Below are 24,387 nucleotides of genomic sequence, written 5' to 3' on the forward strand. Positions count from 1 at the left end.
GTTGGTTGTTTGACAGTTAATTATGTATTGGCTGTTCCTGCCCTTTCGCGGGGCAAGCCCGCTCCTACAGGTTTATATATCGCGGCGACTATTGCGTGGGAGCGGGCTTGCCCCGCGATGCGATCGGGAGATCAATTAAATTTCAACTAGCGACAGCTGCGCCAGTCCAGGCGCCGCCCGTAACTTCGCGACTTCAGGAGGCCGAACGGAGGTCTTGCGCAGGGAGGTGACGGGCATGGATGCCCGTCAAGCGCTGGGGCCCAGGATGGGCCCTGCAGCGCGGTCCTCCCGGGAGCAAGACCGGAGTGAGGGAACCCGGAGCGAAGCGGAGGGCCGGATGAATGGAGCGCCACGGCTTTGGTTACTTTGGCCACGACCAAAGTAACCCGCCGTAAGGGCGGAAAGGTGACTATGCGTCGACATCGCAAATGAATGCAAATAAAAACATCAAAACGAACAACGAACAACGAACAACGAATCTAACACCAATAAAAAAACCCGCATCACTCTCGCAACACGGGCTCTTCAAAATCCAAACTCAAACCACCCAGATCACCGCTCCAGCAGAATCCGCAACATCCGCCGCAGCGGCTCCGCAGCCCCCCACAGCAACTGGTCGCCAACGGTGAAGGCCCCAAGATACTGCGACCCCATGTTCAGCTTGCGCAAACGCCCGACCGGAACGTTCAGGGTCCCGGTCACTTGGGTAGGACTCAGCTCCTGCATGCTGATCTCCCGCTGGTTAGGCACCAGTTTCACCCAGGGATTATGCTGGCTGATCATGCCTTCGATGTCCGCCAAAGGCACATCCTTGTTCAGCTTGATGGTCAGCGCCTGGCTGTGGCAACGCATGGCGCCGATCCGCACGCAGATGCCATCGACCGGAATCGGGCTCTTGAAGCGCCCAAGGATCTTGTTGGTCTCGGCCTGGGCCTTCCACTCTTCACGGCTCTGCCCGTTCGGCAGCTCCTTGTCGATCCACGGGATCAGGCTGCCAGCCAGCGGCACGCCGAAGTTGTCGGTCGGGAAGCCCTCGCCGCGCATGGCCTCAGCCACCTTGCGGTCGATGTCGAGGATGGCGCTGGCCGGGTTGACCAGGTCGTCGGCGACCGCCGCGTGGATACCGCCCATCTGCTTGATCAGCTCACGCATGTTCTGCGCGCCGGCACCCGAGGCCGCCTGGTAGGTCATGGCGCTCATCCACTCGACCAGGCCGGCTTCGAACAGGCCGCCCAGGCCCATCAGCATCAGGCTGACGGTGCAGTTGCCGCCGATGTAGTTCTTGGTGCCCGCGTCCAGCTGCTGGTCGATGACCTTGCGGTTGACCGGGTCGAGGATGATCACCGCGTCGTCCTGCATGCGCAGGGACGAGGCCGCGTCGATCCAGTAGCCCTGCCAGCCCGCTTCGCGCAGCTTGGGGAAGACTTCGTTGGTGTAGTCGCCGCCCTGGCAGGTCAGGATCACGTCGAGGGTCTTGAGCTCGTCGATGCTGTAGGCGTCCTTGAGCGGGCCAGTGTCCTTGCCCACGGCAGGGCCTTGGCCACCGACGTTGGAGGTGGTGAAGAACACCGGCTCGATCAGGTCGAAGTCCTGCTCTTCGAGCATCCGCTGCATGAGCACGGAACCGACCATTCCACGCCAACCGATCAGACCTACACGTTTCATCGCAACTACACCTTTGCTAAAAGTGGGCCGCCACCGGGAGTTTTTGGTGGCGGGCCAGAGAGATTACAGATTCCGCAGCGCTGCGACTACTGCGTCGCCCATTTCCTGCGTACCCACCTTGCTACAGCCCTCGGAGAAGATGTCGCCGGTGCGCAGGCCCTGGTCCAGCACCCGGCTCACCGCCTGCTCGATCGCCTCGGCGGCGGCCGTCTGGTTGAAGCTGTAGCGCAGCATCATCGACACCGAGAGAATGGTCGCCAGCGGGTTGGCGATGCCCTGCCCTGCAATGTCCGGCGCCGAACCGTGGCACGGCTCGTACATGCCCTTGTTGTCGGCATCCAGCGACGCCGACGGCAGCATGCCGATGGAACCGGTGAGCATGGAAGCCTCATCCGACAGGATGTCGCCGAACATGTTGTCGGTCACCACCACGTCGAACTGCTTGGGCGCGCGCACCAGCTGCATGGCGGCGTTGTCCACGTACATGTGGCTCAGCTCGACGTCCGGGTAGTCCTTGGCCACCTCTTCGACCACTTCGCGCCACAGCTGGCTGGAGGCCAGGACGTTGGCCTTGTCCACCGAGCACAGCTTCTTGCCGCGCACGCGGGCCATGTCGAAGCCGACACGGGCGATACGGCGCACTTCGCTCTCGCTGTACGGCAGGGTGTCATAGGCCTGGCGCTCGCCGCCTTCGAGCTCGCGCTGGCCGCGTGGCGCGCCGAAGTAGATGCCGCCGGTCAGCTCGCGGACGATGAGGATGTCCAGGCCGGAAACGATCTCGGGCTTGAGCGACGAGGCATCGGCCAGTTGCGGATAGAGGATGGCCGGGCGCAGGTTGGCGAACAGGCCCAGTTGCGAACGGATCTTCAGCAGGCCGCGCTCCGGACGGATGTCACGCTCGATCTTGTCCCACTTCGGGCCGCCCACGGCGCCCAGCAGCACGGCGTCGGCCTCGCGCGCGCGCGCCAGGGTCTCGTCGGCCAGCGGCACGCCGTGCTTGTCGATGGCCGCGCCACCGATCACGTCATGGGTGAGGCTGAAGCCGAGCTGGAACTTGTCGTTGGCCAGTTCCAGCACCTTGACCGCCTCGGCCATGATTTCCGGACCGATGCCGTCACCTGGGAGAATCAGAATCTGCTTGCTCATGCGTTCCTCTATCCAATCAAGCGGCGCGCCTCGCAGGCGCGCCGAAGTACTTCAGTGTCCAATGCCCCTCTGCGCGGGGCAAGCAGTCAATCACGCGTCGCGGAACAACCAGGGCTGGCTGGCGCGGTGCTTGCCCTCGAACGCCTTGATCGCGTCGCTGTCCTGCAGGGTCAGGCCGATATCGTCCAGGCCGTTGAGCAGGCAGTGCTTGCGGAACGCGTCGATCTCGAACTTCAGCACCTTGCCGTCCGGACGAGTCACCGCCTGGGCCTCGAGATCGATGGTCAGCTGGTAACCCGGGTTGGCCTCGACCTGCTTGAACAGCTCGTCGACTTCGGCAGCGTCAAGAATGATCGGCAACAGGCCGTTCTTGAAGCTGTTGTTGAAGAAGATGTCGGCGAAACTCGGCGCGATCACGCTGCGAAAACCATACTCGTCGAGCGCCCATGGGGCATGCTCGCGGCTCGAGCCGCAACCGAAGTTCTCCCGCGCCAGCAACACGCTGGCACCCTGGTAACGCGCATGGTTGAGCACGAAGTCCTGGTTCAACGGGCGCTTGCTGTTGTCCTGGTAAGGCTGGCCGACGTCCAGGTAACGCCACTCGTCGAACAGGTTGGGGCCGAAGCCGGTGCGCTTGATCGACTTGAGGAACTGCTTGGGAATGATCTGGTCGGTGTCGACGTTGGCACGATCCAATGGCGCGACAAGACCGGTGTGCTGGGTAAAGGCTTTCATGCTGCGCTCCCTTGGATCAACTCGCGGACATCGATGAAGTGGCCGGTCACCGCGGCGGCGGCGGCCATGGCCGGGCTGACCAGGTGGGTACGACCACCGGCGCCCTGGCGGCCTTCGAAGTTGCGGTTGGAGGTGGACGCGCAGTGCTCGCCGCTCTCCAGGCGGTCCGGGTTCATCGCCAGGCACATCGAGCAGCCTGGTTCACGCCATTCGAAGCCGGCTTCGAGAAAGATCTTGTCCAGCCCTTCGCGCTCGGCCTGGGCCTTGACCAGGCCCGAGCCCGGCACCACCAGCGCCTGCTTGACGTTGGCGGCGACCTTGCGGCCCTTGGCGATCTCGGCGGCGGCGCGCAGGTCTTCGATGCGCGAGTTGGTGCACGAACCGATGAACACGCGGTCGAGCTTGATCTCGGTGATCGCCTGGTTGGCGGCCAGGCCCATGTACTTGAGGGCGCGCTCGATCGAGCCGCGCTTGATCAGGTCGGGCTCGGCGGCCGGGTCCGGCACGCGCTGGTCGACGGCCAGGACCATCTCCGGCGAGGTGCCCCAGCTGACCTGCGGCTTGATCTGCGCGGCGTCGAGCTCGACCACCGTGTCGAACACGGCATCGGCGTCGGACACCAGGCCTTTCCAGGCCTCGACGGCCTGCGTCCACTGCTCGCCCTTCGGCGCGTACGGACGGCCTTCGACATAGGCGACGGTGGTGCCGTCGACAGCCACCAGGCCTACCCGGGCACCGGCTTCGATGGACATGTTGCAGATGGTCATGCGGCCTTCCATCGACAGCTCGCGGATGGCGCTGCCGGCGAACTCCATGGCATGGCCGTTGCCGCCGGCGGTGCCGATCTTGCCGATCACGGCGAGGACGATGTCCTTGGCGGTGACGCCGGCGGGCAATTGACCCTCGACGCGCACCAGCATGTTCTTCATTTTCTTGGCCACCAGGCACTGGGTGGCGAGCACGTGCTCGACCTCGGAGGTGCCGATGCCATGGGCCAGGGCGCCGAACGCGCCGTGGGTGGAGGTGTGCGAGTCGCCGCAGACCACGGTCATGCCTGGCAAGGTCGCGCCCTGCTCCGGGCTGATGACATGGACGATACCCTGACGCTCGTCATTCATCTTGAATTCGACGATGCCATATTCGTCACAGTTCTCATCGAGGGTCTGCACCTGAAGGCGCGACACCTGGTCGACGATGGCCTCGATGCCGCCCTTGCGCTCCGGCGTGGTCGGCACGTTGTGGTCGGGGGTGGCGATGTTGGCGTCGATGCGCCACGGTTTGCGGCTGGCCAGGCGCAGGCCTTCGAAAGCCTGGGGCGAAGTCACTTCGTGGATGATGTGGCGGTCGATGTAGATCAAGGACGAGCCGTCATCGCGGCGCTTGACCTCATGAGCTTCCCAGAGTTTGTCGTAGAGCGTTTTGCCAGCCATCAGACTGTTCCTCATCAGCGTCTTTCTATGCCAAAGACCCCTTGGCTTGTACGGACGATGCTATGGCGATAGATTGAATAACTCAAATTCATAATTTTCATGCTTTGCATAACCATCAGGAATTCAAAGAGATGGACCTGGCCAACCTCAGCGCCTTCATCGCCATCGCCGAAACCGGCAGTTTTTCCGGGGCGGGCGAACGCCTGCACCTGACCCAGCCGGCCATCAGCAAGCGCATCGCCGGCCTCGAGCAGCAGCTGGACGTGCGCCTGTTCGACCGCCTGGGCCGCGAGGTCACCCTCACCGAGGCCGGCCGCGCCCTGCTGCCCCGCGCTTATCAGATCCTCAACGTACTCGATGATACCCGCCGCGCCCTGACCAACCTCACCGGGGCGGTGAGCGGTCGCCTGACCCTGGCTACAAGCCATCACATCGGCCTGCACCGCCTGCCGCCGCTGCTGCGTGCCTTTACCCGCCAGTACCCGGCGGTGGCCCTGGATATCCAGTTCCTCGACTCGGAGGCGGCCTACGACGAGGTGCTGCACGGTCGCGCCGAAATTGCCGTGATCACTCTGGCGCCCGAGCCGCACCACCTGGTACGGGCAGTGCCGGTGTGGGACGACGCCCTGGACTTCGTCGCCTCGCCCGAGCACCCACTGGCCAGCAATGGCGCGGTCAGCCTGGCCGACGTGGCGCGCCACCCGGCGGTGTTCCCCGGCGGCAACACCTTCACCCACCATATCGTCCAGCGCCTGTTCGAGAGCCAGGGCCTGGTGCCGAACATCGCCATGAGCACCAACTACCTGGAAACCATCAAGATGATGGTGTCGATCGGCCTGGCGTGGAGCGTGCTGCCACGTACTATGCTCGATGAACAAGTGGCGCCCATCGCCCTGCCCGGCATACAGCTGTCACGCCAGCTAGGCTACATACTGCATACCGAACGCACGCTGTCGAACGCGGCCAGGGCTTTCATGGCCCTGCTCGACAGCCATGCAGGGTCCGCCTGACCGCTCGTCAGTACGGCATGACATCCACAAGGACGCGTTTTCCGCCAAAGGTCTGGTACCGATGCCCAAATCAGCAAACCGCTTTCCGCGCCTGCCACGCATCCCTGCGGCCGATCCCCAGGAGTCGGAGCTGGCCTGGCAGAACGCTCCCCAGCTGTTGGCCGCGCTCAACGGCGCGCGCCTGGGCGCCTGGCTGTGGGACATCGAGAGTGGCCGGGTGAGCTGGTCACGGGGCACCCAGGCACTGTTCGGCTTCGATCCGCAGCGCCCGCTGCCCAACGACGTCGACTACCTGGACCTGCTGCCCGAGGAAGACCGCGCCCGCACCCGCCAGGCGTTCCAGGCCGTGGTCAACGGCGAGCCGGTGGAACAGGCCATGCGCCACCGCATCCGCTGGCCCGATGGCAGCGTGCACTGGCTGGAGATCAACGGCAGCCTGACCCACGACCCTCATGGCCGGCCGCAGATGATCGGGGTCATTCGCGAGATAACCCGCCAGCGCGAACGAGAAACCGCGCTGATCAACTCGGAAAAGCGCTTCGCCACCCTGTTCCACCTCAGCCCCAACGCCATCCTCCTGACCCGCCGCCACGACGGCCTGATCATCGAGGTCAACCAGCATTTCGAGCACATGTTCGGCTGGCCGGGCGCCCAGGTGGTCGGCAAGACCAGCCTGGAGCTGGGCCTGTGGGTCAATCCCGAGCAGCGCCACCTGGTGATGGACGCCACCCGCGCCGGCAGCGGGCCGTTAACCCTGGAGGTGCAGTTCCGCGCCACCAGCGGCAAGATCCACGACGGCATCCTCTGCACCCAGGGCATCGAACTCGAAGGCGTCACCTACCTGATCAGCACCTTCGTCGACACCACCGAGCGCAAACGTGCCGAACAGGCGCTAAAGGACAGCCAGGAGCGCCTCGACCTGGCCCTGGACTCGGCCCAGCTCGGCACCTGGGACTGGCATATTCCCAGCGGCATGCTCTACGGCTCGGCCCGCGCCGCCCAGCTGCACGGGCTGGACCCGGTGCCGTTCCACGAGTCGTTCGAGGCGTTCTTCGAAGGCGTGCCCGAGCACGAGCGCAGCGTCATGCGCCAGGCCTACCGCAGCCTGCGCGAGGGGCCGGCGGGCAACTACCAGATCACCTACCGCGTGCAGCTGGACAACGGCGCCTCGCGCTATATCGAAAGCCGCGCCCGGCTGTACCGCGACGACCAGGGCAACCCGCTACGCATGGCCGGCACCCTGCTCGACATCACCGACCAGGTCGAGCGCGAACAACGCCTGAGCGCCTCGGAAGAAAAATTCGCCAGCCTGTTCCAGGTCAGCCCCGACCCGATCTGCGTGACCCGCCAGGACACCGGCCAGTTCATCGAGATCAACCCGGCCTTCAGCCAGACCTTCGGCTGGAACCCGGAGCAGATCCTCGGCCAGACCGCCGAGGAGATCGGCCTGTGGGCCGAATCCGCCGAGCGCGCCCAGCGCATCGAGCGGGTGATCCGCGACCAGGCCCTGAGCAACGTGGCGGTGGTGGTCAACCACCGCAACGGCACGCCGCTGACCTGCGTGATCTCCAGCCGCCTGATCAGCGTCGACAGCCAGCCCTGCAGCGTCACCACCCTGCGCGACATCACCCAGCAGCAACGCGCCGAGGCGGCGCTCAAGGCCAGCGAAGAGAAATTCGCCAAGGCCTTCCACTCCAGCCCCGACGCCATCACCATCACCGAGCGCCAGAGCGGGCGCTACGTGGAGGTCAACGACGGTTTCAGCCGGCTGACCGGCTACAGCCCCGAGGAAGTGGTGGGGCGCACGGTCTACGAGATCGGCATCTGGGCCGATGAAAAGCAGCGCGCCGCCCTGCTCAACGAGCTGCGCGAGCGCGGCCGGGTGCATCATCGCGAGATGCTCGGACGCAACAAGCGTGGCGACATCCTCACCGTGGAAGTCTCGGTGGAGCCGATCAGCCTCAACGAGACCGATTGCCTGCTGATCAACGCCCGCGACGTCAGCCTGCTGAAGAACGCCCAGGCGCAGATTCGTCACCTGGCCTACCATGACCCGCTGACCAACCTGCCCAACCGCGCCCTGCTGATGGACCGCCTGAGCCAGCAGATCGCCCTGCTCAAGCGCCACAACCTGCGCGGCGCGCTGCTGTTCCTCGATCTTGATCACTTCAAGCACATCAATGACTCCCTCGGCCATCCGGTGGGCGACACGGTGCTGAAGATCATCACCGCCCGCCTCGAGGCCAGCGTGCGCCTGGAGGACACCGTGGCGCGCCTGGGCGGCGACGAGTTCGTGGTGCTGCTCAGCGGCCTGGAGGGCAGCCGCGAGGTGGTCGAGACCCGGGTCCGAGAGCTGGCCGACACCCTGCGCGAGCTGCTGGCCGAGCCGATGTCGCTGGACGGCCAGCGCCTGCAGGTGACGCCGAGCATCGGCGTGGCGCTGATCCCCGACCATGGCGCCACCCCCGCCGATCTACTCAAGCGCGCCGACATCGCCCTGTACCGGGCCAAGGACTCCGGCCGCAACACCACCCAGCTGTTCCACACCACCATGCAGAAGGCCGCCAGCGAGCGGCTGCGCATGGAGAGCGACCTGCGCCTGGCCCTGGCCCGGGGCGAACTGGCCCTGCACTTCCAGCCCCAGGTCGATGCCCGCGACAACCGCATTGTCGGCGCCGAGGTGCTGCTGCGCTGGCACCACCCGCAACTGGGCCAGCAACCGCCGGCGCAGTTCATCCAGGTGCTGGAGGAAAGCGGCCTGATCCTCGAAGTCGGCAGCTGGATCCTCGACGAAGCCTGCGATGCCTGCGCGCGCATGCTCGCGGACGGCCTGATCGACGCCGACGACTTCAGCCTGTGCGTCAACATCAGCCCGCGGCAATTCCGCCAGAACGACTTCGTCGAGCGGGTGCTGCGCAGCCTCGACGACTACCGCCTGCCGCGACGCATGCTGACGCTGGAGATCACCGAAGGCATCGTCATCCAGAACCTGGAGGACACCATCAGCAAGATGCGCGAACTCAAGGGCTATGGCGTGAGCTTCGCCATGGACGACTTCGGCACCGGGTATTCCTCGCTCACCTACCTCAAGCGCCTGCCGGTGGATGCGCTGAAGATCGACCAGACCTTCGTGCGCGACGCGCCGGTCGACCCCAACGACGCCGAGATCGTCCGCGCCATCGTCGCCATGGCCCGCAGCCTGGAACTGGCGGTGATTGCCGAGGGCGTGGAGCTGAGCGAGCAGTTGGAGTTTCTCGAGCGGCTGGGTTGCCACCTGTACCAGGGCTACCTGCACAGCCGGCCGCTGCCGTTGCCGGAGTTCCGCCAGATGCTGCTGGAGGCGCCGGCGGATTACTGATTAAGTTAGGAGCTTACGCGATCCCCTGTAGGAGCGGCCTTGTGCCGCGAAAGGGCTGCTCAGCAGCCCCGGCGATTACTGCTTTAACGCTGAAACCCTGGGGCCGCTACGCGCCCCTTTCGCGGCACAAGGCCGCTCCTACAGGGTCCGCATAAAGCAGAAAGGGCACCCGAAGGTGCCCTTTGTTTCATCCCGCCGAACTCAGTTCAGCGCCGGCTTTTCGCCGTTGATCGGGATGCGCTTGGCCTTGGCTTCTTCCGGCACGATGCGCAGCAGCTCGATGCTGAGCAGGCCGTTGGCCAGGCCCGCGCCCTTGACCTCGATATGGTCGGCCAGGCGGAACGACAGCTTGAAAGCGCGCTGGGCAATGCCCTGGTGCAGGAAGGTGACACCTTCGCTGGCGTTGTCGCGCTTGCCGCCGGTCACAGTCAGGACACCTTTTTCGACCTGCAGGTCGAGGTCCTGCTCCTGGAAGCCGGCTGCGGCAACCACGATGCGATAGTGGTCATCGCCATGCTTTTCCACGTTGTAGGGCGGGTAGCTGCTACCGGCCTCGTTACGGGCGGCGGCTTCGAACAGGTCGTTGAAACGGTCGAAACCGACGGAGTTGCGGAAAAGAGGCGCGAGAGAGAAAGCGGTAGTCATGGTCATTAACTCCTGAGATTCAGCAAGTAAAGTCACTACGCGACCCGACTTCGGCATCGCGTACTCAAGAGATATGTCCGGGCAAACGCCTTTCAAGGGCTGGCCTGAAAAATTTTACGACTGGGCATGGCTTCGTGGGAGCGGGCTTGCCCCGCGATAGCGCCAGCTCAGGCGACACAAACCTCGACGGCCTGCAGCTCCACCCCCAGCAACCTACTGATCCGCCGGCAGTCATCCTCCCGACGCAACTCGGCGAACAACGCCACCGCCTCGGGATAGCCACGGGTCAGCATCGCCAGCCACTGCTTCATCCGCCCCGGCGCGTAGCGCGGCGACAGCTTGTCCTGGGCCTGGCGCCAGAACTCGCGCAGCAGCGGCAGCAACTCGTCCCAGCTCATCGGCTGGTATTCGACGCCATCGCGGGCCGCGGCGATCTGCAAGGCCAGGTCCGGACGCGACACCAGCCCGCGCCCCAGCATGATGTCCCTGGCGCCACTGACCTCGCGGCAACGCCGCCAGTCGTCGACCGTCCAGATCTCGCCATTGGCGAACACCGGCACCGCGACCACATCCTGCACCCGTGCCACCCACTCCCAATGGGCCGGAGGCTTGTAGCCCTCGACCTTGGTCCGCGCATGCACCACCAGGTGCGCCGAGCCGCCTTCGGCCAGCGCCCTGGCGCAGTCCAGCGCGCCGTCGGGGCTGTCGTAGCCCAGGCGCATCTTCGAGGTCACCGGGATATGCGCCGGCACCGCGCGACGTACCTCGCGGACGATGGCATGCAGCAGCTCGGGCTCCTTGAGCAGCACCGCCCCGCCCCGGGACTTGTTCACGGTCTTGGCCGGGCAACCGAAGTTCAGGTCGATGACCGGCGCGCCCAGCTCGCAGGCCAGGGCCGCGTTTTCGGCCAGGCACACAGGATCCGAGCCGAGCAGTTGTACACGCATCGGCACGCCGGCCGCGGTGCGCGCGCCCTGGCGCAACTCCGGCGCCAGCTTGTCGAACGACGACGCCGGCAGCAGGCGATCACAGACGCGGATGAACTCGGTGACGCACCAATCGATACCGCCCACCCGGGTCAGGACGTCGCGCAGGATGTTGTCGACCAGCCCCTCCATCGGGGCCAGGGCAATTTGCATTTCAGGGTCTCGCCACGCAAAAGGCGGCAGTCTAGCAAAAAACCGCCGCGATTCAGCGGCCGGTCAGCGCCGGACCGTAGCCGTCGAGGAATTCCGCCGGCATGCGCTTTGGCTTGCCGCTGGACAGCTCGATGCAGGCGAAGGTGGTCTGTGCCCGCAGCAGGGTCACGCCGTCACTCGGGCGCTTGAGCTGGAAGCGTCGGGTCATGCGCAGGCGCTGGTCCCAGTCGACGATCCAGGTGCCCAACTGCAGCTCGTCGTCCTCATAGGCGGCGGCGAGGTAGTCGATTTCATGGCGGAACACGGCCATCGCCCGGTCCAGCCGGCGATACTCGGCCAGGTCCAGCCCCAGGCGCTGGGAATGGCGCCAGGCGCAGCGCTCCAGCCAGGTGACATAGACAGCGTTGTTGGCGTGGCCGAGGCCGTCGATGTCCTCGCTGCCGACGCGTAGGTCGATGATGAATGGTGCTGCCAGATCCCAGCTCATGCCCGCTCCATTGGGAAACTGCCCATTGAAATGCCCAACCCTGTGGGAGCGGGTTTACCCGCGAACACCAGCGAAGCTGGTGCCAGGCAACGCAATGCCTGCTCCCGTAGCGTTTTGCACACCGATCAAACGGGCACAGTGTAACGGATGCTCAGGCGCTTTGCCGCGCGTGCTGGGTAGAACGCGCCAGCAGTTCCATCACCGCCTCGCCCAGCCGCGGGTCGGCCAGCACCCGCTGATGACCACCCTCTTCCAGCAGCAGCAGGCGGCTGTCGAACCAGGCCTGGTGAATCACCGGCGCCTCGCCGGCCGGCACCACCGGATCGTCCTCGGCGTGCACCACCAGGCCCGGCACATCCAGCTGGTAGCCACTGACATCCAGGCGCGCCACCTGGACGCCAACATCCCGCTCCACCTGACGGATGAACGCGGCCCGGGCCCGGGCCGGCAGACCCAGGCGCCGAGCGAAGCCGCGCAGCACGCCAAGCAGGCGGGCCGGCGCGGCGATGCTGACCGCCGCATCGGTGCGCAGCCCCCATTGCAGGGCCAGCAACAGGCTGGCGCCGCCCATGGAGTGGCCAATCACCGCCCGCAGCGGCGGCAGCTCGGCGGCGGCCTCCAGCAAGGCGCGGGCGAACGCCACCACATGCGCCTGCTCGCCGGGTGAGCGCCCATGGGCCGGCCCTTCCAGCGAAACCACGGTATGGCCGCTGTCGACCAGCCGCTCGATCAGCGCCGCGAACTGGGTCGGCCGCCCTTCCCAGCCATGCATCAGCAACACCGTCGGCCCCTGCCCCCAGCGCAGCGCCGACAGCCCGAAGCGCAGGGTAATGCGCTCGGCGCGGGCCAGCAGCGGCAGCTCCCAGGCTTTGGGCGGCAAGGTGCGCGGCGTCATGAAGGCACGACGCATCTTGCCGGCAACATGTTCGGGGACCAGGTGGCCGAGGGTGCCATTGACGCCACGAATCCAGCTCAAAGTAGTCATCGCCTTGCTCCAGGGTCAGGTTGCTCAGATCACCGCCGACTTGGCGGCGCGCAGGATACGGTCGGACAACTCGCCATCGCCCAGGGCACGGGCCACGGCCAAGCCACCCACCATCAGGGCGAAATCGGCGAGCGCCTTGTCGATGTCTTCGGGACGATCGACCATTTGTGCGGTCATCAGCTCGATGTGTTCGGCCAGCACGTTGCGAAACGCCTCCGGCAGGCGTTGCATCTCGCTCAGCGCATTGGGAATCGGGCACGCCTGCACCTCGGAATCACGGTGCTTGCGCGACAGGTAGAAGGCCGCGACCAGGGCCCGACGCCCGGCGCCGTCAAGGGCGGGATCGACCTGAGCGAGCAAGGCGCGGCGCTCGCCGAGCAACTGGCTGAACGCCTCGAGCATGAGCTCGTCCTTGCTGTCGAAGTGGGCATAGAAGCCGCCGACTGTCAGCCCCGCGGCGCCCATGACCTGGCTGACGCTCGGCTCGGCCGGCCCCTGCTGCACCAACGCGCTACGGGCGGCATCGAGAATGCGTTCGCGGGTCTTGCTCTTCTTGTCGCTCATGGCTCACCTCAAAACATTATGACCATCATATTATGCTCATAATATTTTCTGGCAAGCGGAATCTGCGGCCATTGATCGGCGCAGCGACACTTTTCGGGAGGCAGAAAAAACAAAAGGCCCATTCAATAATCGAATGAGCCTTATAAGTCCTGCAAAACGCAGGTAAAAAATTGGCGTCCCCTAGGGGACTCGAACCCCTGTTACCGCCGTGAAAGGGCGGTGTCCTAGGCCACTAGACGAAGGGGACTTAAACCTTCGTGCCGACTCGCTGCTGCGAATCGTGGCGAATTGGTGGAGCTAAGCGGGATCGAACCGCTGACCTCCTGCATGCCATGCAGGCGCTCTCCCAGCTGAGCTATAGCCCCGAGTAAAACAAATGACTCACCGATCTGGATGATGAGTCATTCAACTCCCGCAAACGCGGGTAAAAGTGGCGTCCCCTAGGGGACTCGAACCCCTGTTACCGCCGTGAAAGGGCGGTGTCCTAGGCCACTAGACGAAGGGGACGTAACCTTCGTGCCGACCCGCTTTCGCGAATCGCGGCAAAATTGGTGGAGCTAAGCGGGATCGAACCGCTGACCTCCTGCATGCCATGCAGGCGCTCTCCCAGCTGAGCTATAGCCCCGGATTTCTAGCCTCGCGGCCCAGCGACATCGTGAAACATCGCTTGTGTGAAACTGGCGTCCCCTAGGGGACTCGAACCCCTGTTACCGCCGTGAAAGGGCGGTGTCCTAGGCCACTAGACGAAGGGGACGAACCTTCTTACCTTCAAGACCCGTTTACTGGAACCGGTCTTGCCTGACGGCCTTGGCCATCAAGCGGAATTTGGTGGAGCTAAGCGGGATCGAACCGCTGACCTCCTGCATGCCATGCAGGCGCTCTCCCAGCTGAGCTATAGCCCCACAATGTCGCTTTGAACCGAACCGCTGGCTGGGTGCCTGGCGTTTCGTTTTCGTTCATCGCTGTGGACGGGGCGCATATTAAGATCGGATTGCAGGGCTGTCAAACGAATTTTTGAAAATATTCAAAATTTTTTTCACAGATAACAATCACTTACCGCCCTGCCCTGCTGAATCAGAGCGCCGCTCCCTTGTAGGAGCGGCCTTGTGCCGCGAAAGGACCGCAACGCGGTCCCACAATCTGTGCATTGACGCAGAATCGCCGGGGCCGCTTTGCGGCCCTTTCGCGGCACAAGGCCGCTCCTACAGGGGGCACGATAGCCGCTGTCAGGCGATGTTCGCCAGCAGCTTCTCCCACTCCTTGTTTTCCTTCTTCGACACGCCACCGAGCAGGTCGATGGCCTGGCGCAGGCGGTAGCGGGTCAGGTCGGGGCCGAGGATTTCCATGGCGTCGAGCACCGACACCGAGCTGGCCTGGCCGGTGATGGCGGCGAACATCAGTGGCATGGCATCGCGCAGTTTGAACTCCAGCGACTCGACCACGGCCTGGATGCAGCCGGTGATGCGGTCCTTTTCCCACTGACGCAGGCTTTCCAGCTTCCACAGGATCAGCTGCATCACCTGGCGCACCTGGTCGGCCGACAGCTTCTTGCTCTCGAACAGCTTGGCGTCAAGCTTGAGCGCGCCTTCGAAGAAGAAGCCACCCAGCGGGGCGACCTGGCTGAAGGTCTCGACCCGGCCCTGCACGTGCGGGGCGATCTTCATCATGTAGTCGCTGTTGAACGCCCACTTCTGCACGCGCGCGGCGAACTCTTCCACCGGCAGCTCACGCAGCCACTGGCCGTTCAGCCACGACAGCTTCTCGATGTCGAAGATCGGGCCGCCCAGGGAGATGCGCGACAGGTCGAAGTGCTCGACCATCTCGGCCAGCGAGAACTTCTCGCGCTCGTCCGGCATCGACCAGCCCATGCGGCCCAGGTAGTTGAGCATGGCTTCGGGCATGAAGCCCATGCGCTCGTAGAAGGTCACCGAGGTCGGGTTCTTGCGCTTGGACAGCTTGCTCTTGTCGGGGTTGCGCAAAAGCGGCATGTAGCACAGCTTGGGCTGTTCCCAGCCGAAGTACTCGTACAGCTTGATCAGCTTGGGCGCCGACGGCAGCCACTCTTCGCCGCGCAGCACGTGGGTGATGCCCATCAGGTGGTCGTCGACCACGTTGGCCAGGAAGTACGTCGGCAGGCCGTCGTTCTTCATCAGCACCTGCATGTCCATGCGGTCCCACGGGATCTCGACGTCGCCACGGAGCATGTCCGGCACCACGCAGACGCCTTCGCTCGGCACCTTCATGCGGATCACGTGCGGCTCGCCAGCGGCCAGGCGGCGCTGCACTTCCTCGTCGCTCAGCAGCAGGGCGCGGCCGTCGTAGCGCGGGGTTTCGCCGCGGGCCATCTGCTCGGCACGCATCTGCTCCAGCTCTTCGGCGGTGCAGAAGCAGTAGAAGGCGTGGCCGGCATCGACCAGTTGCTTGGCGTACCTGGCATAGATCTCGCCACGTTCGCTCTGCCGGTACGGGCCGTGCGGGCCGCCGACGTCCGGGCCTTCGTTCCATTCGATGCCGAGCCAGCGCAGGGCGTCGAAGATCTGCTGCTCCGACTCGCGGGTGGAGCGCAACTGGTCGGTGTCTTCGATCCGCAGGATGAACTCACCGCCATGCTGCTTGGCGAAGCAGTAGTTGAACAGGGCGATGTAGGCGGTGCCGACATGGGGGTCGCCGGTGGGCGATGGCGCGATGCGCGTGCGAACGGTGGTCATGGAGAGTCTCGGACAAAGAGAAACAAAGGCGGAATGTTAGCAGGGAGCGGGCACCGGGCTCCAGCAATGGCGCGATCGCCACTTGTGAGCGCCCTGCCGGGCGCTGTTAAATTTGCTTACATTTTCGCAATGACAGCCTCCCATGCCCACTCCACTCAAACGTCGCCTGCTGGTCTTCATCACCTTGGTACTGCTGGTCGGCCTTGCCTTCCTGGCCCACTGGTACTTCAAGGGGCGCTTCTACGAGAGCACCGACAACGCCTATGTGCAAGGCGAGATCACCCGCATCTCCAGCCAACTGGGCGCGCGCATCGACGAGGTGCGGGTCGAGGACAACCAGCATGTGAGCAAGGGCGACCTGCTGGTGCGCCTGGAAGCCGCCGACTTCGAGCTGGCCGTCGAGCGCGCCCGCGCGGCCCTGGCCACCCGCGAGGCGGAACTGGCCCAGGCGCGCAGCCGCCTGACCCAGCAAGGCAGCCTGATCGCGGCCGGCCAGGCCCAGGTCGCCGCCAGCCAGGCCACCCTCGACCGCTCGCAGCTGGACCTCAACCGCGCCCAGGCCCTGCGCAAGCCCGGCTTCGTCTCCGAAGAGCGGGTCACCACCCTGTCGGCGGAAAGCCATGTCGCCCGCTCCCAGGTGGACAAGGCCCAGGCCGACCTCAAGGGCCAGCGCCAACAGGTCGACGCCCTGAACGCCGAACTCAAGCGCCTCGACGCGCAGATCGCCAACGCCCGCGCCGACCTGGCCCAGGCCGAGCTGAACCTGACCCGCTGCGCGATCCACGCGCCGATCAGCGGCACCATCGGCCAGCGCAGCGCCCGCAACGGCCAGGTGGTGCAGGCCGGCGCCTACCTGCTGTCGATCGTCCCCGACGAAGACATCTGGGTGCAGGCCAACTTCAAGGAAACCCAGATCGGCCGGATGCACCCCGGCCAGCGTGCCGAACTGCTGTTCGACAGCTACCCCGACACCCCGATCGAAGGCCGCGTGAACAGCCTGTTCGCCGCTTCCGGCGCGCAGTTCAGCCTGTTGCCGCCGGACAACGCCACCGGCAACTTCACCAAGGTGGTGCAGCGCATTCCGGTCAAGCTGACCTTCGCCGCCGACAACCCGCTGCATGGGCGCATCCGCCCGGGCATGTCGGTCACCGCCACGGTCGACCTGCGCGATGGGGATGCGGATGGCCGGTGACGCGCTGCTGCGCCCCACCGCGGAGCCGACCCGGCGCGACTGGATCGCGGTGATGAGCGTGATGCTCGGCGCCTTCATGGCGGTGCTGGACATCCAGATCACCAACTCTTCGCTCAAGGACATCCAGGGCGCGCTGTCGGCGACCCTGGAGGAAGGCTCGTGGATCTCCACCTCCTACCTGGTGGCCGAGATCATCATGATCCCGCTGACCGCCTGGCTGGTGCAGCTACTCTCGGCCCGGCGCCTGGCGGTGTGGGTGTCGCTGGGCTTCCTGGTGTCGTCGCTGCTGTGCTCGATGGCCTGGAACCTCGAGAGCATGATCGTGTTCCGCGCCCTGCAGGGTTTCACCGGTGGCGCGCTGATCCCGCTGGCGTTCACCCTGACGTTGATCAAGCTGCCCGAACACCACCGCGCCAAAGGCATGGCCATGTTCGCCATGACCGCCACCTTCGCCCCTTCCATCGGCCCGACCCTGGGCGGCTGGCTCACCGAGAACTGGGGCTGGGAATACATCTTCTACATCAACATCCCGCCGGGGCTGGTGATGATCGCCGGCCTGCTCTACGGGCTGGAGAAGAAGGAAGCGCACTGGGAACTGCTCAAGAGCACCGACTACGCTGGCATCGTCACCCTCGGCCTGGGCCTGGGCTGCCTGCAGGTGTTTCTCGAGGAGGGGCATCGCAAGGACTGGCTGGAGTCGAGCCTGATCGTCAGCCTGGGCAGCATCGCCCTGCTCAGCCTGATCCTGTTCGTGATCCTGCAGTTCTCCCGTCCGCACCCGCTGATCAACCTGAGCATTCTCGGCAACCGCAACTTCGGTTTGTCGAGCATTGCCAGCCTGGGCATGGGCGTCGGCCTGTACGGGTCGATCTACCTGCTGCCGCTGTACCTGGCGCAGATCCAGGGCTACAACGCCCTGCAGATCGGCGAGGTGATCATGTGGATGGGCGTGCCGCAGCTGTTCCTGATTCCGCTGGTGCCGCAGTTGATGAAGGTGATCCCGCCCAAGGTGCTGTGCGCCCTGGGCTTTTGCCTGTTCGGCGCGGCCAGCTTCGGCTCCGGGGTGCTCAATCCGGACTTCGCCGGCCCGCAGTTCAACCAGATCCAGGTGATCCGCGCCCTTGGCCAGCCGATGATCATGGTGACCATCTCGCTGATCGCCACGGCCTATATCCAGCCCCAGGACGCGGGCTCGGCGTCGAGCCTGTTCAACATCCTGCGCAACCTGGGTGGCGCCATCGGCATTGCCTTGCTGGCGACGCTGCTGGATGCACGGACCAAGGAATACTTCGACTACCTGCGCGAGGCGGTGGTGCCGAGCAACCCACAGGTGGCGGAGCGCCTGGCGCAGCTAGCCGAGCGGCTAGGCAGCGATAGCGCGGCGCTGGGCAAGCTGTCCGAGATTACCCACCAGCAGGCCTTGATCATGGCCTACAACGATGCCTTCCATTTTGTCGGGATCGGGCTGGCGGTGAGCATGCTGGCGGTGTTGCTGACCCGCACGTTGCCGCAGGGGTTGAAGGCGGGTGAGGCTCACTGACACAGCCCACAAGCAAAATCTGTCGTGCGGCTGCCGGCCTCTTCGCGGGTAAACCCGCTCCCACAGGTTCAGCGTCTACGCGAATCCTGTGGGAGCGGGTTTACCCGCGAAGGGGCCGGCACTGATAGACGCCGCTCAACTGGCGATCAGCCGCTCGCGCAGCTTGCCGATCTCGTCGCGCAACTGCGCGGCGGCCTCGAACTCCAGGTCGCGGGCGAACTGGAACATCTTCTCTTCCAACTGCTTGATGCGCTTGGTGATCTGCGCCGGGGTCTGCAGCTCGGCCTCGTAGCGCTCGGCCTCCTCCGCCGCCTTGGCCATGCCCTTGCGCTTCTTGCTCCGTGCGCCCGGCACTGTGGCGCCTTCCATGATGTCGGTGATGTCCTTGACCACACCCTTGGGCACGATGCCATTGGCTTCGTTGAACGCCACCTGCTTGGCCCGGCGCCGCTCGGTCTCGTCGATGGCCCGCTGCATGGAGCCGGTGATGTTGTCGGCGTAGAGAATCGCCTTGCCGTTGAGGTTGCGCGCGGCGCGACCAATGGTCTGGATCAGCGAACGCTCGGAGCGCAGGAAGCCTTCCTTGTCAGCATCGAGGATCGCCACCAGCGACACCTCGGGCATGTCCAGACCCTCACGCAGCAAGTTGATCCCCACCAGTACATCAAAGGTGCCCAGCCGCAGGTCGCGGATGATCTCGACCCGCTCGACGGTGTCGATGTCCGAGTGCAGGTAGCGCACCCGCACATCGTGGTCAGCCAGGTAGTCGGTGAGGTCCTCGGCCATGCGCTTGGTCAGCGTGGTGGCCAGTACCCGCTCGCCCATGGCCACGCGCTTGCCGATCTCCGACAGCAGGTCGTCCACCTGGGTCAGCGCCGGGCGCACCTCGACCTGCGGATCGACCAGGCCGGTCGGCCGCACCACCTGCTCCACCACCCGCCCGGCGTGCTCGGCCTCGTAGGTACCGGGGGTGGCGGAGACGAAGATGGTCTGTGGGCTGACCGCCTCCCATTCGTCGAAGCGCATCGGCCGGTTATCCAGTGCCGACGGCAGGCGGAAGCCGTACTCCACCAGGGTCTCCTTGCGCGAACGGTCACCCTTGTACATCGCACCGACCTGCGGAACGCTGACGTGGGACTCGTCGATCACCAGCAGCGCGTCATCCGGCAGGTAGTCGTAGAGCGTGGGCGGCGGCGCACCGGCCGGGCGCCCGGAAAGGTAGCGCGAGTAGTTCTCGATGCCGTTGCAGTAGCCCAGCTCGAGGATCATCTCCAGGTCGAACCGGGTGCGCTGCTCCAGGCGCTGCGCCTCGACCAGCTTGTTGTGTGTGTTCAGGTACTCCAGTCGATCCTTGAGCTCGTCCTTGATGCCCTCCACCGCGTCGAGCAGGGTCTCCCGCGGGGTCACGTAGTGGCTCTTGGGGTAGAAAGTGAAACGCGGCAACTTGCGAATCACCTCGCCGGTCAGCGGATCGAAGGCAGCGATGTTCTCCACCTCGTCGTCGAACAGCTCGATACGAATGGCCTCGAGGTCCGATTCGGCCGGGAAGATGTCGATCACGTCGCCGCGCACACGGAAGGTGGCACGGGCGAAGTCCATCTCGTTGCGGGTGTACTGCAGGTCGGCCAGGCGCCGCAGCAGGGCACGCTGGTCGAGCTTGTCGCCGCGGTCGACGTGCAGGACCATCTTCAGGTACGTCTCGGGGCTGCCCAGGCCGTAGATGCACGACACGGTGGTGACGATGATCGCGTCGCGCCGCTCCAGCAGCGCCTTGGTCGCCGACAGGCGCATCTGCTCGATGTGGTCGTTGATCGACGCGTCCTTCTCGATGAAGGTGTCCGACGACGGCACGTAGGCCTCGGGCTGGTAGTAATCGTAGTAGGAGACGAAGTACTCCACCGCGTTGTTCGGGAAGAACGCCTTGAACTCGCCGTACAACTGGGCCGCCAGGGTCTTGTTCGGCGCCAGCACCATGGTCGGGCGCTGCACCTGCTGGATGACGTTGGCGATGCTGAAGGTCTTGCCCGAGCCGGTCACCCCGAGCAGGGTCTGGTGCGACAGGCCCGCGTCGATGCCCTCGACCATCTGGCGGATGGCCTCGGGCTGGTCGCCGGCCGGCTGGAATCGGGTGACGAGCTGGAACTCGGACATGACGGACCTCGTGGATGTCGCGGCAACTGTAAATTTAGCCAGTAGTCTATACCCAAATGCGCGCCCCGGGCGCGGGATTCAAGCCCGACCTGTGAACGTTCATGTCTATGGACCGGGCAATTCGACCAATGGTCGAAAAATATTTGCGCAAACAGCCGGAAAAGCTGCGCCAGACTGTCGCAGTGACCGGTCGGTATCACTATACTGACTCCCCGTTTGTGCACCGCTTCAGTGCCTTCGGCTGGAGCGTGGCGACCCCTATCACTCTCCTATCAGAGCCAAGGTAACAATGAGCCTGTTTTCCGCTGTCGAGCTGGCACCCCGCGACCCTATCCTGGGCCTCAACGAAGCATTCAACGCCGACCCACGCACCGACAAGGTGAACCTGGGCGTGGGCGTCTACTGCAATGAGGAAGGCCGCATCCCGCTGCTGCGCGCGGTAATCGAAGCCGAGACCGCCCGTGCCGCCCAGCACGCTTCGCGCGGCTACCTGCCGATCGACGGCATCGCCCAGTACGACCAGGCCGTGCAGAAGCTGATCTTCGGCGCCGAGTCGCCACTGCTGGCCGCCGGCCGCGTGGTCACCGTGCAGGCCGTGGGCGGCACCGGCGCGCTGAAGATCGGCGCCGACTTCCTCAAGCGCCTGCAGCCGGGCGCCGTGGTGGCCATCAGCGACCCGAGCTGGGAAAACCACCGTGCCCTGTTCGAGAGCGCCGGTTTCCCGGTACAGACCTACCGTTACTACGACGCCGCCAGCCAAGACGTCAACCGCGCCGGCATGCTCGAGGACCTGAACAAGCTGCCGGCCGGCTCGGTCATCGTCCTGCACGCCTGCTGCCACAACCCGACCGGCGTCGACCTGTCGCTGGACGACTGGAAAAACGTCCTGGAAGTGGTCAAGGCCAAGGGCCACATCCCGTTCCTCGACATGGCCTACCAGGGCTTCGGTGCCGGCATCGACGAAGACGCCTTCGCCGTGCGCCTGTTCGCCGAATCGGGCCTTGAGTTCTTCGTTTCCAGCTCGTTCTCCAAGTCGTTCTCGCTGTACGGCGAGCGCGTCGGCGCGCTGTCGATCGTCACCGCCTCGAAGGACGAGAGCACCCGCGTGCTGTCGCAGGTCAAGCGGGTAATCCGTACCACCTACTCCAACCCGCCGACCCACGGTGCCAGCATCGTCGCCGCCGTGCTCAACAGCCCCGAGCTGCGCCAGATGTGGGAAACCGAGCTGGCCGAGATGCGCGAGCGCATCCACGGCATGCGCAAGCAGATGGTCGAGCTGCTGGCCGAATACGGCGCCAAGCGCGACTTCAGCTTCGTCGGTCGCCAGTGCGGCATGTTCTCCTACTCGGGCCTGACCGTTGAGCAAGTGGCGCGCCTGAAGAACGAGTTCGGCATCTACGCCCTGGACACCGGTCGCATCGCGGTCGCCGCACTGAACCAGAGCAACATTCACGTGGTCACCAAGGCCATCGTCGAAGTGCTGTAACTGCTTGATTGTCTTGGGGGAAGCTTGACTTCCCCCAAGCAGTCAGTAAGATACGCGCAGATTCCGCGATAGCTCAGTCGGTAGAGCAAATGACTGTTAATCATTGGGTCCCTGGTTCGAGTCCAGGTCGCGGAGCCAAACACTGAAAACCTCCAGATGCGCAAGCACTGGAGGTTTTTTCTTTTCAGGATCCGCCGCTTGTTTTCCGACTGCCCTGGACTATCGTCTGCCTGCGCACCTCGCGCAGCAACGACAGGGAGTCAACATGGACACCGTTCGCAATGCCCAGCAAGCCGTGGAAGTGGTCGCCGATCAATCCATCCTCGCCGCACTGCAGAAGACGTTCGCGGTAGGCGGCTGCATCATCGAAAATGCCACCGGCAAGGTGTTGAAGGCCATGCACAACAATGTGCTGATGCCCTACCCCGACAGCACCGCGCAACCCCCGTTCCTGCCTCATGATCCTACAGCCCACGGCGAACGCCAGTTGGTGCAGTGGTACTACGACAATCGCCAGGCCCTGAACCTGCCGCCGCCCGGCGCGCTCACCGTGGTCACTACCCTGGACCCCTGCGCGATGTGCGCAGGCTCGCTGCTGACCGCCGGTTTCAATGTGGCGGTCAGCGCCATCGACACCTATGCCGGGGTCAACTACAACAGTCAGTTCGACTTCCCGACCCTGCCGCCGGAAGTGCGCCAGAAAGCCCAGCAAACCTGGGGCTACTACGCGGTAGACAAGCCTATCGATCGGCAGTACCAAGGCTCGACAGGCCCCGTCTTCGCGAAGGAAACCATCGACTCGCGAGTATTCAGCCTGACCGGCTCGATCTTCGACGCCAGCGTCAACACGGTACGCGATGCGAGCAACAATAGTGGCCTGGCGCCTGACAAGCTTAAGAACCCGGCATCGCTGCCGGCCAACAGCGCGGTGCGCAAGGCATTGACCGAACTCAGCTCATGGGCATTGACGGTCAAGTTCGACGACCCGCGCATGCCGGGCGCGGCCTTGGCCAAGCCATTGACGGAAACCGCTCGCCATGCCGACACGATGAATGCCGTGGCCTTGCTGGATCCGTTCGGCAACCTGCTGGCCTGCCTTGGCGGCCAGGAAAAACAGTCGCCCATCCGCACGGCGTTCATGGAAACCACACGCCGCTATGCCCTGATGCGCTGGCAGTTGATGAACAGCAACGACCCGCAGGTCCGCGCTGAGGCGCAGCAGTACCTCACCCATCCCAAGTACGGCACGTTCGTCTTCCTGTACATCCCTGATCCGCGCACCAGTGAAGCAGTGATGACCTTCGGTGCGTATGGCTCGACCATGGAGGGGCCTGTGCCGCAGTCGTTCCCGTCCAACCTGCAATATGTGCTGCTGCACCCAGGTGTGACGCCGCAGGCCGTGGCGCAGCTGGCGCAGAAGCTGCCGCCCTTCTACACCCAGAGCGTTCAGGTCGCCCCCAGCCAGGTGCTGGACGACGCCCTGATCCAAGCTGCGAAGGGCGCGCTGTAACCCCCTCGGTTAATCATTGGGACAGGGGTTCGGTCACTGGCCGCCCCTCGTCCACCAGGCTCCAGACCAGCAGTTTGGCCGACTGGGTCTTGCTGGCATTGCGCGACACGCTGTGCACGGTGCCCGGCGCCTCGTACCAGAACTCGCCGGCCTTGTAGGTTTTCTCCGGTTCGTCGTTGAGCTTGGAGGTCACCGCCCCTTCCAGCACATAGGCCATGACCGCTCCCGGATGCTGATGGGCGGGCGATGCCTGGCCGGGGCCATAGCTGACCGTGAGCATCACGGCTTTCTTGCCGGGGGCGTTGGTGGGGAGTTGTTCCTGGAGAATCTTGACCTGGTCGGGCTTCTCGCCGTGGGCCCAGGTAGGTGACAACGGGGCGAGCAGGCCTAATGTCAACAGGGCAATAGGTAGACGGATGGATTGCATCGGGTTTCTCCTGAGGGGTATCTGCCTGCAGGTTAAGCCCAGGGTGGTGAGGGGCAAACGGCCAATTCGCGGAAAAAACGGGAGGCCGATTGCCGGTTTATCGTTTTGGCCGTTGCCGTTGCCGTTGCCGTTGCCGTTGCCGTTGCCGTTGCCGTTGCCGTTGCCGTTGCCGTTGCCGTTGCCGATCAAAAGTCTAGCGCCAAACCCAA

General features: G+C 64.7%; 18 protein-coding genes and 7 tRNA genes. 7 read left to right on the forward strand and 18 right to left on the reverse strand.

The annotated features are described in order from the left end of the window. Positions 1-552: 552 nt before the first annotated feature. From asd to leuC, 4 genes are all read right to left on the reverse strand, one after another. Positions 553-1,665: an aspartate-semialdehyde dehydrogenase gene (asd, locus tag POF53_RS24410; protein ID WP_498969820.1), complete on the reverse strand. Its 1,113-nt coding sequence runs from the start codon at positions 1,663-1,665 to the stop codon at positions 553-555. Between the two features lie 63 nt (positions 1,666-1,728). Next, positions 1,729-2,811: a 3-isopropylmalate dehydrogenase gene (gene leuB / locus POF53_RS24415; protein WP_232857725.1), complete on the reverse strand. Its 1,083-nt coding sequence runs from the start codon at positions 2,809-2,811 to the stop codon at positions 1,729-1,731. 90 nt (positions 2,812-2,901) lie between these two features. After that, positions 2,902-3,546: a 3-isopropylmalate dehydratase small subunit gene (gene leuD, locus POF53_RS24420; protein WP_110739341.1), complete on the reverse strand. Its 645-nt coding sequence runs from the start codon at positions 3,544-3,546 to the stop codon at positions 2,902-2,904. Then, positions 3,543-4,976: a 3-isopropylmalate dehydratase large subunit gene (leuC, locus tag POF53_RS24425; protein ID WP_203647531.1), complete on the reverse strand. Its 1,434-nt coding sequence runs from the start codon at positions 4,974-4,976 to the stop codon at positions 3,543-3,545. The genes leuD and leuC overlap by 4 nt, the downstream gene beginning before the upstream one ends. A gap of 131 nt (positions 4,977-5,107) precedes the next feature. On the opposite strand from leuC, the gene POF53_RS24430 reads away from it, so the two are divergent. Both POF53_RS24430 and POF53_RS24435 read left to right on the forward strand, forming a co-directional pair. After that, positions 5,108-5,986 carry a LysR family transcriptional regulator gene (locus POF53_RS24430; protein ID WP_028690430.1) on the forward strand — a complete coding sequence of 293 codons (879 nt, stop codon included), beginning with the start codon at positions 5,108-5,110 and terminating at the stop codon, positions 5,984-5,986. A gap of 61 nt (positions 5,987-6,047) precedes the next feature. Continuing rightward, complete coding sequence (locus POF53_RS24435) at positions 6,048-9,344, forward strand: PAS domain S-box protein (RefSeq protein WP_498969823.1); 3,297 nt, start codon at positions 6,048-6,050, stop codon at positions 9,342-9,344. Positions 9,345-9,545: 201 nt separating this feature from the next. On the opposite strand, the gene POF53_RS24440 is transcribed toward POF53_RS24435, so the two are convergent. From POF53_RS24440 to gltX, 12 genes are all read right to left on the reverse strand, one after another. Then, entirely contained in the window at positions 9,546-9,989 is a 444-nt protein-coding gene (locus tag POF53_RS24440) for an Hsp20 family protein (RefSeq protein ID WP_028690428.1), read from the reverse strand. 167 nt (positions 9,990-10,156) lie between these two features. Beyond that, complete coding sequence (locus POF53_RS24445; RefSeq protein ID WP_498969825.1) at positions 10,157-11,128, reverse strand: tRNA dihydrouridine synthase; 972 nt, start codon at positions 11,126-11,128, stop codon at positions 10,157-10,159. 52 nt (positions 11,129-11,180) lie between these two features. After that, positions 11,181-11,615 (reverse strand): acyl-CoA thioesterase, encoded by a 435-nt coding sequence (locus POF53_RS24450; RefSeq protein ID WP_498969827.1) that lies wholly within the window; start codon positions 11,613-11,615, stop codon positions 11,181-11,183. 151 nt (positions 11,616-11,766) lie between these two features. Then, on the reverse strand, positions 11,767-12,600 hold the full coding sequence (locus POF53_RS24455; RefSeq protein WP_203647534.1) for an alpha/beta fold hydrolase: 834 nt from the start codon (positions 12,598-12,600) through the stop codon (positions 11,767-11,769). A gap of 24 nt (positions 12,601-12,624) precedes the next feature. Continuing rightward, complete coding sequence (locus tag POF53_RS24460; protein ID WP_050704722.1) at positions 12,625-13,164, reverse strand: TetR/AcrR family transcriptional regulator; 540 nt, start codon at positions 13,162-13,164, stop codon at positions 12,625-12,627. A gap of 171 nt (positions 13,165-13,335) precedes the next feature. Next, positions 13,336-13,411: transfer RNA gene (locus tag POF53_RS24465), tRNA-Glu, on the reverse strand. Between the two features lie 42 nt (positions 13,412-13,453). Further along, positions 13,454-13,529, reverse strand: a tRNA-Ala gene (locus tag POF53_RS24470). A gap of 66 nt (positions 13,530-13,595) precedes the next feature. Next, positions 13,596-13,671: transfer RNA gene (locus tag POF53_RS24475), tRNA-Glu, on the reverse strand. Positions 13,672-13,713: 42 nt separating this feature from the next. Continuing rightward, positions 13,714-13,789: transfer RNA gene (locus tag POF53_RS24480), tRNA-Ala, on the reverse strand. Between the two features lie 53 nt (positions 13,790-13,842). After that, positions 13,843-13,918: transfer RNA gene (locus POF53_RS24485), tRNA-Glu, on the reverse strand. A 72-nt stretch (positions 13,919-13,990) separates the two neighbouring features. Beyond that, positions 13,991-14,066, reverse strand: a tRNA-Ala gene (locus tag POF53_RS24490). A 324-nt stretch (positions 14,067-14,390) separates the two neighbouring features. After that, a complete protein-coding gene (gene gltX, locus POF53_RS24495; RefSeq protein ID WP_198743667.1) occupies positions 14,391-15,872 on the reverse strand; it encodes a glutamate--tRNA ligase in 1,482 nt (493 codons plus the stop codon). 142 nt (positions 15,873-16,014) lie between these two features. Here gltX and POF53_RS24500 point away from each other — a divergent pair, with 142 nt between their 5' ends. Next, the gene (locus tag POF53_RS24500; RefSeq protein WP_203647536.1) at positions 16,015-17,064 is read left to right on the forward strand and encodes an HlyD family secretion protein; all 1,050 of its coding nucleotides are present in this window, start codon (positions 16,015-16,017) and stop codon (positions 17,062-17,064) included. Continuing rightward, complete coding sequence (locus tag POF53_RS24505; protein ID WP_498969830.1) at positions 17,054-18,604, forward strand: MDR family MFS transporter; 1,551 nt, start codon at positions 17,054-17,056, stop codon at positions 18,602-18,604. The genes POF53_RS24500 and POF53_RS24505 overlap by 11 nt, the downstream gene beginning before the upstream one ends. A gap of 135 nt (positions 18,605-18,739) precedes the next feature. Here the strand turns inward: POF53_RS24505 and uvrB are convergent, their stop codons facing one another. Then, positions 18,740-20,755 carry an excinuclease ABC subunit UvrB gene (gene uvrB / locus POF53_RS24510; protein ID WP_232857729.1) on the reverse strand — a complete coding sequence of 672 codons (2,016 nt, stop codon included), beginning with the start codon at positions 20,753-20,755 and terminating at the stop codon, positions 18,740-18,742. A 289-nt stretch (positions 20,756-21,044) separates the two neighbouring features. Here uvrB and POF53_RS24515 point away from each other — a divergent pair, with 289 nt between their 5' ends. The 3 genes from POF53_RS24515 (at position 21,045) to POF53_RS24525 (ending at position 23,751) form a co-directional block, all read left to right on the forward strand. Next, positions 21,045-22,241 (forward strand): amino acid aminotransferase, encoded by a 1,197-nt coding sequence (locus POF53_RS24515; RefSeq protein ID WP_186716432.1) that lies wholly within the window; start codon positions 21,045-21,047, stop codon positions 22,239-22,241. Positions 22,242-22,303: 62 nt separating this feature from the next. Then, positions 22,304-22,379: transfer RNA gene (locus POF53_RS24520), tRNA-Asn, on the forward strand. A gap of 127 nt (positions 22,380-22,506) precedes the next feature. Beyond that, on the forward strand, positions 22,507-23,751 hold the full coding sequence (locus POF53_RS24525) for a cytidine/deoxycytidylate deaminase family protein (RefSeq protein WP_498969833.1): 1,245 nt from the start codon (positions 22,507-22,509) through the stop codon (positions 23,749-23,751). Between the two features lie 13 nt (positions 23,752-23,764). Here POF53_RS24525 and POF53_RS24530 read toward each other — a convergent pair. Beyond that, positions 23,765-24,387 (reverse strand): cupin domain-containing protein (locus tag POF53_RS24530; protein WP_498969835.1); only part of this gene is annotated, 623 nt, incomplete at its 5' end.

It is taken from the genome of Mitsuaria sp. RG, from assembly GCF_028369275.1.
GTDB classification, from domain to species: domain Bacteria; phylum Pseudomonadota; class Gammaproteobacteria; order Pseudomonadales; family Pseudomonadaceae; genus Aquipseudomonas; species Aquipseudomonas peradeniyensis.

Excerpts from the sequence above, each read along its gene's own strand:
- asd (WP_498969820.1), bottom strand. The coding sequence starts at position 1,665 with ATGAAACGTGTAGGTCTGATCGGTTGGCGTGGAATGGTCGGTTCCGTG.
- leuB (WP_232857725.1), bottom strand. The coding sequence starts at position 2,811 with ATGAGCAAGCAGATTCTGATTCTCCCAGGTGACGGCATCGGTCCGGAA.
- leuD (WP_110739341.1), bottom strand. The coding sequence starts at position 3,546 with ATGAAAGCCTTTACCCAGCACACCGGTCTTGTCGCGCCATTGGATCGT.
- leuC (WP_203647531.1), bottom strand. The coding sequence starts at position 4,976 with ATGGCTGGCAAAACGCTCTACGACAAACTCTGGGAAGCTCATGAGGTC.
- POF53_RS24430 (WP_028690430.1), top strand. The coding sequence starts at position 5,108 with ATGGACCTGGCCAACCTCAGCGCCTTCATCGCCATCGCCGAAACCGGC.
- POF53_RS24435 (WP_498969823.1), top strand. The coding sequence starts at position 6,048 with ATGCCCAAATCAGCAAACCGCTTTCCGCGCCTGCCACGCATCCCTGCG.
- POF53_RS24440 (WP_028690428.1), bottom strand. The coding sequence starts at position 9,989 with ATGACTACCGCTTTCTCTCTCGCGCCTCTTTTCCGCAACTCCGTCGGT.
- POF53_RS24445 (WP_498969825.1), bottom strand. The coding sequence starts at position 11,128 with ATGCAAATTGCCCTGGCCCCGATGGAGGGGCTGGTCGACAACATCCTG.
- POF53_RS24450 (WP_498969827.1), bottom strand. The coding sequence starts at position 11,615 with ATGAGCTGGGATCTGGCAGCACCATTCATCATCGACCTACGCGTCGGC.
- POF53_RS24455 (WP_203647534.1), bottom strand. The coding sequence starts at position 12,600 with ATGACTACTTTGAGCTGGATTCGTGGCGTCAATGGCACCCTCGGCCAC.
- POF53_RS24460 (WP_050704722.1), bottom strand. The coding sequence starts at position 13,164 with ATGAGCGACAAGAAGAGCAAGACCCGCGAACGCATTCTCGATGCCGCC.
- gltX (WP_198743667.1), bottom strand. The coding sequence starts at position 15,872 with ATGACCACCGTTCGCACGCGCATCGCGCCATCGCCCACCGGCGACCCC.
- POF53_RS24500 (WP_203647536.1), top strand. The coding sequence starts at position 16,015 with ATGCCCACTCCACTCAAACGTCGCCTGCTGGTCTTCATCACCTTGGTA.
- POF53_RS24505 (WP_498969830.1), top strand. The coding sequence starts at position 17,054 with ATGGCCGGTGACGCGCTGCTGCGCCCCACCGCGGAGCCGACCCGGCGC.
- uvrB (WP_232857729.1), bottom strand. The coding sequence starts at position 20,755 with ATGTCCGAGTTCCAGCTCGTCACCCGATTCCAGCCGGCCGGCGACCAG.
- POF53_RS24515 (WP_186716432.1), top strand. The coding sequence starts at position 21,045 with ATGAGCCTGTTTTCCGCTGTCGAGCTGGCACCCCGCGACCCTATCCTG.
- POF53_RS24525 (WP_498969833.1), top strand. The coding sequence starts at position 22,507 with ATGGACACCGTTCGCAATGCCCAGCAAGCCGTGGAAGTGGTCGCCGAT.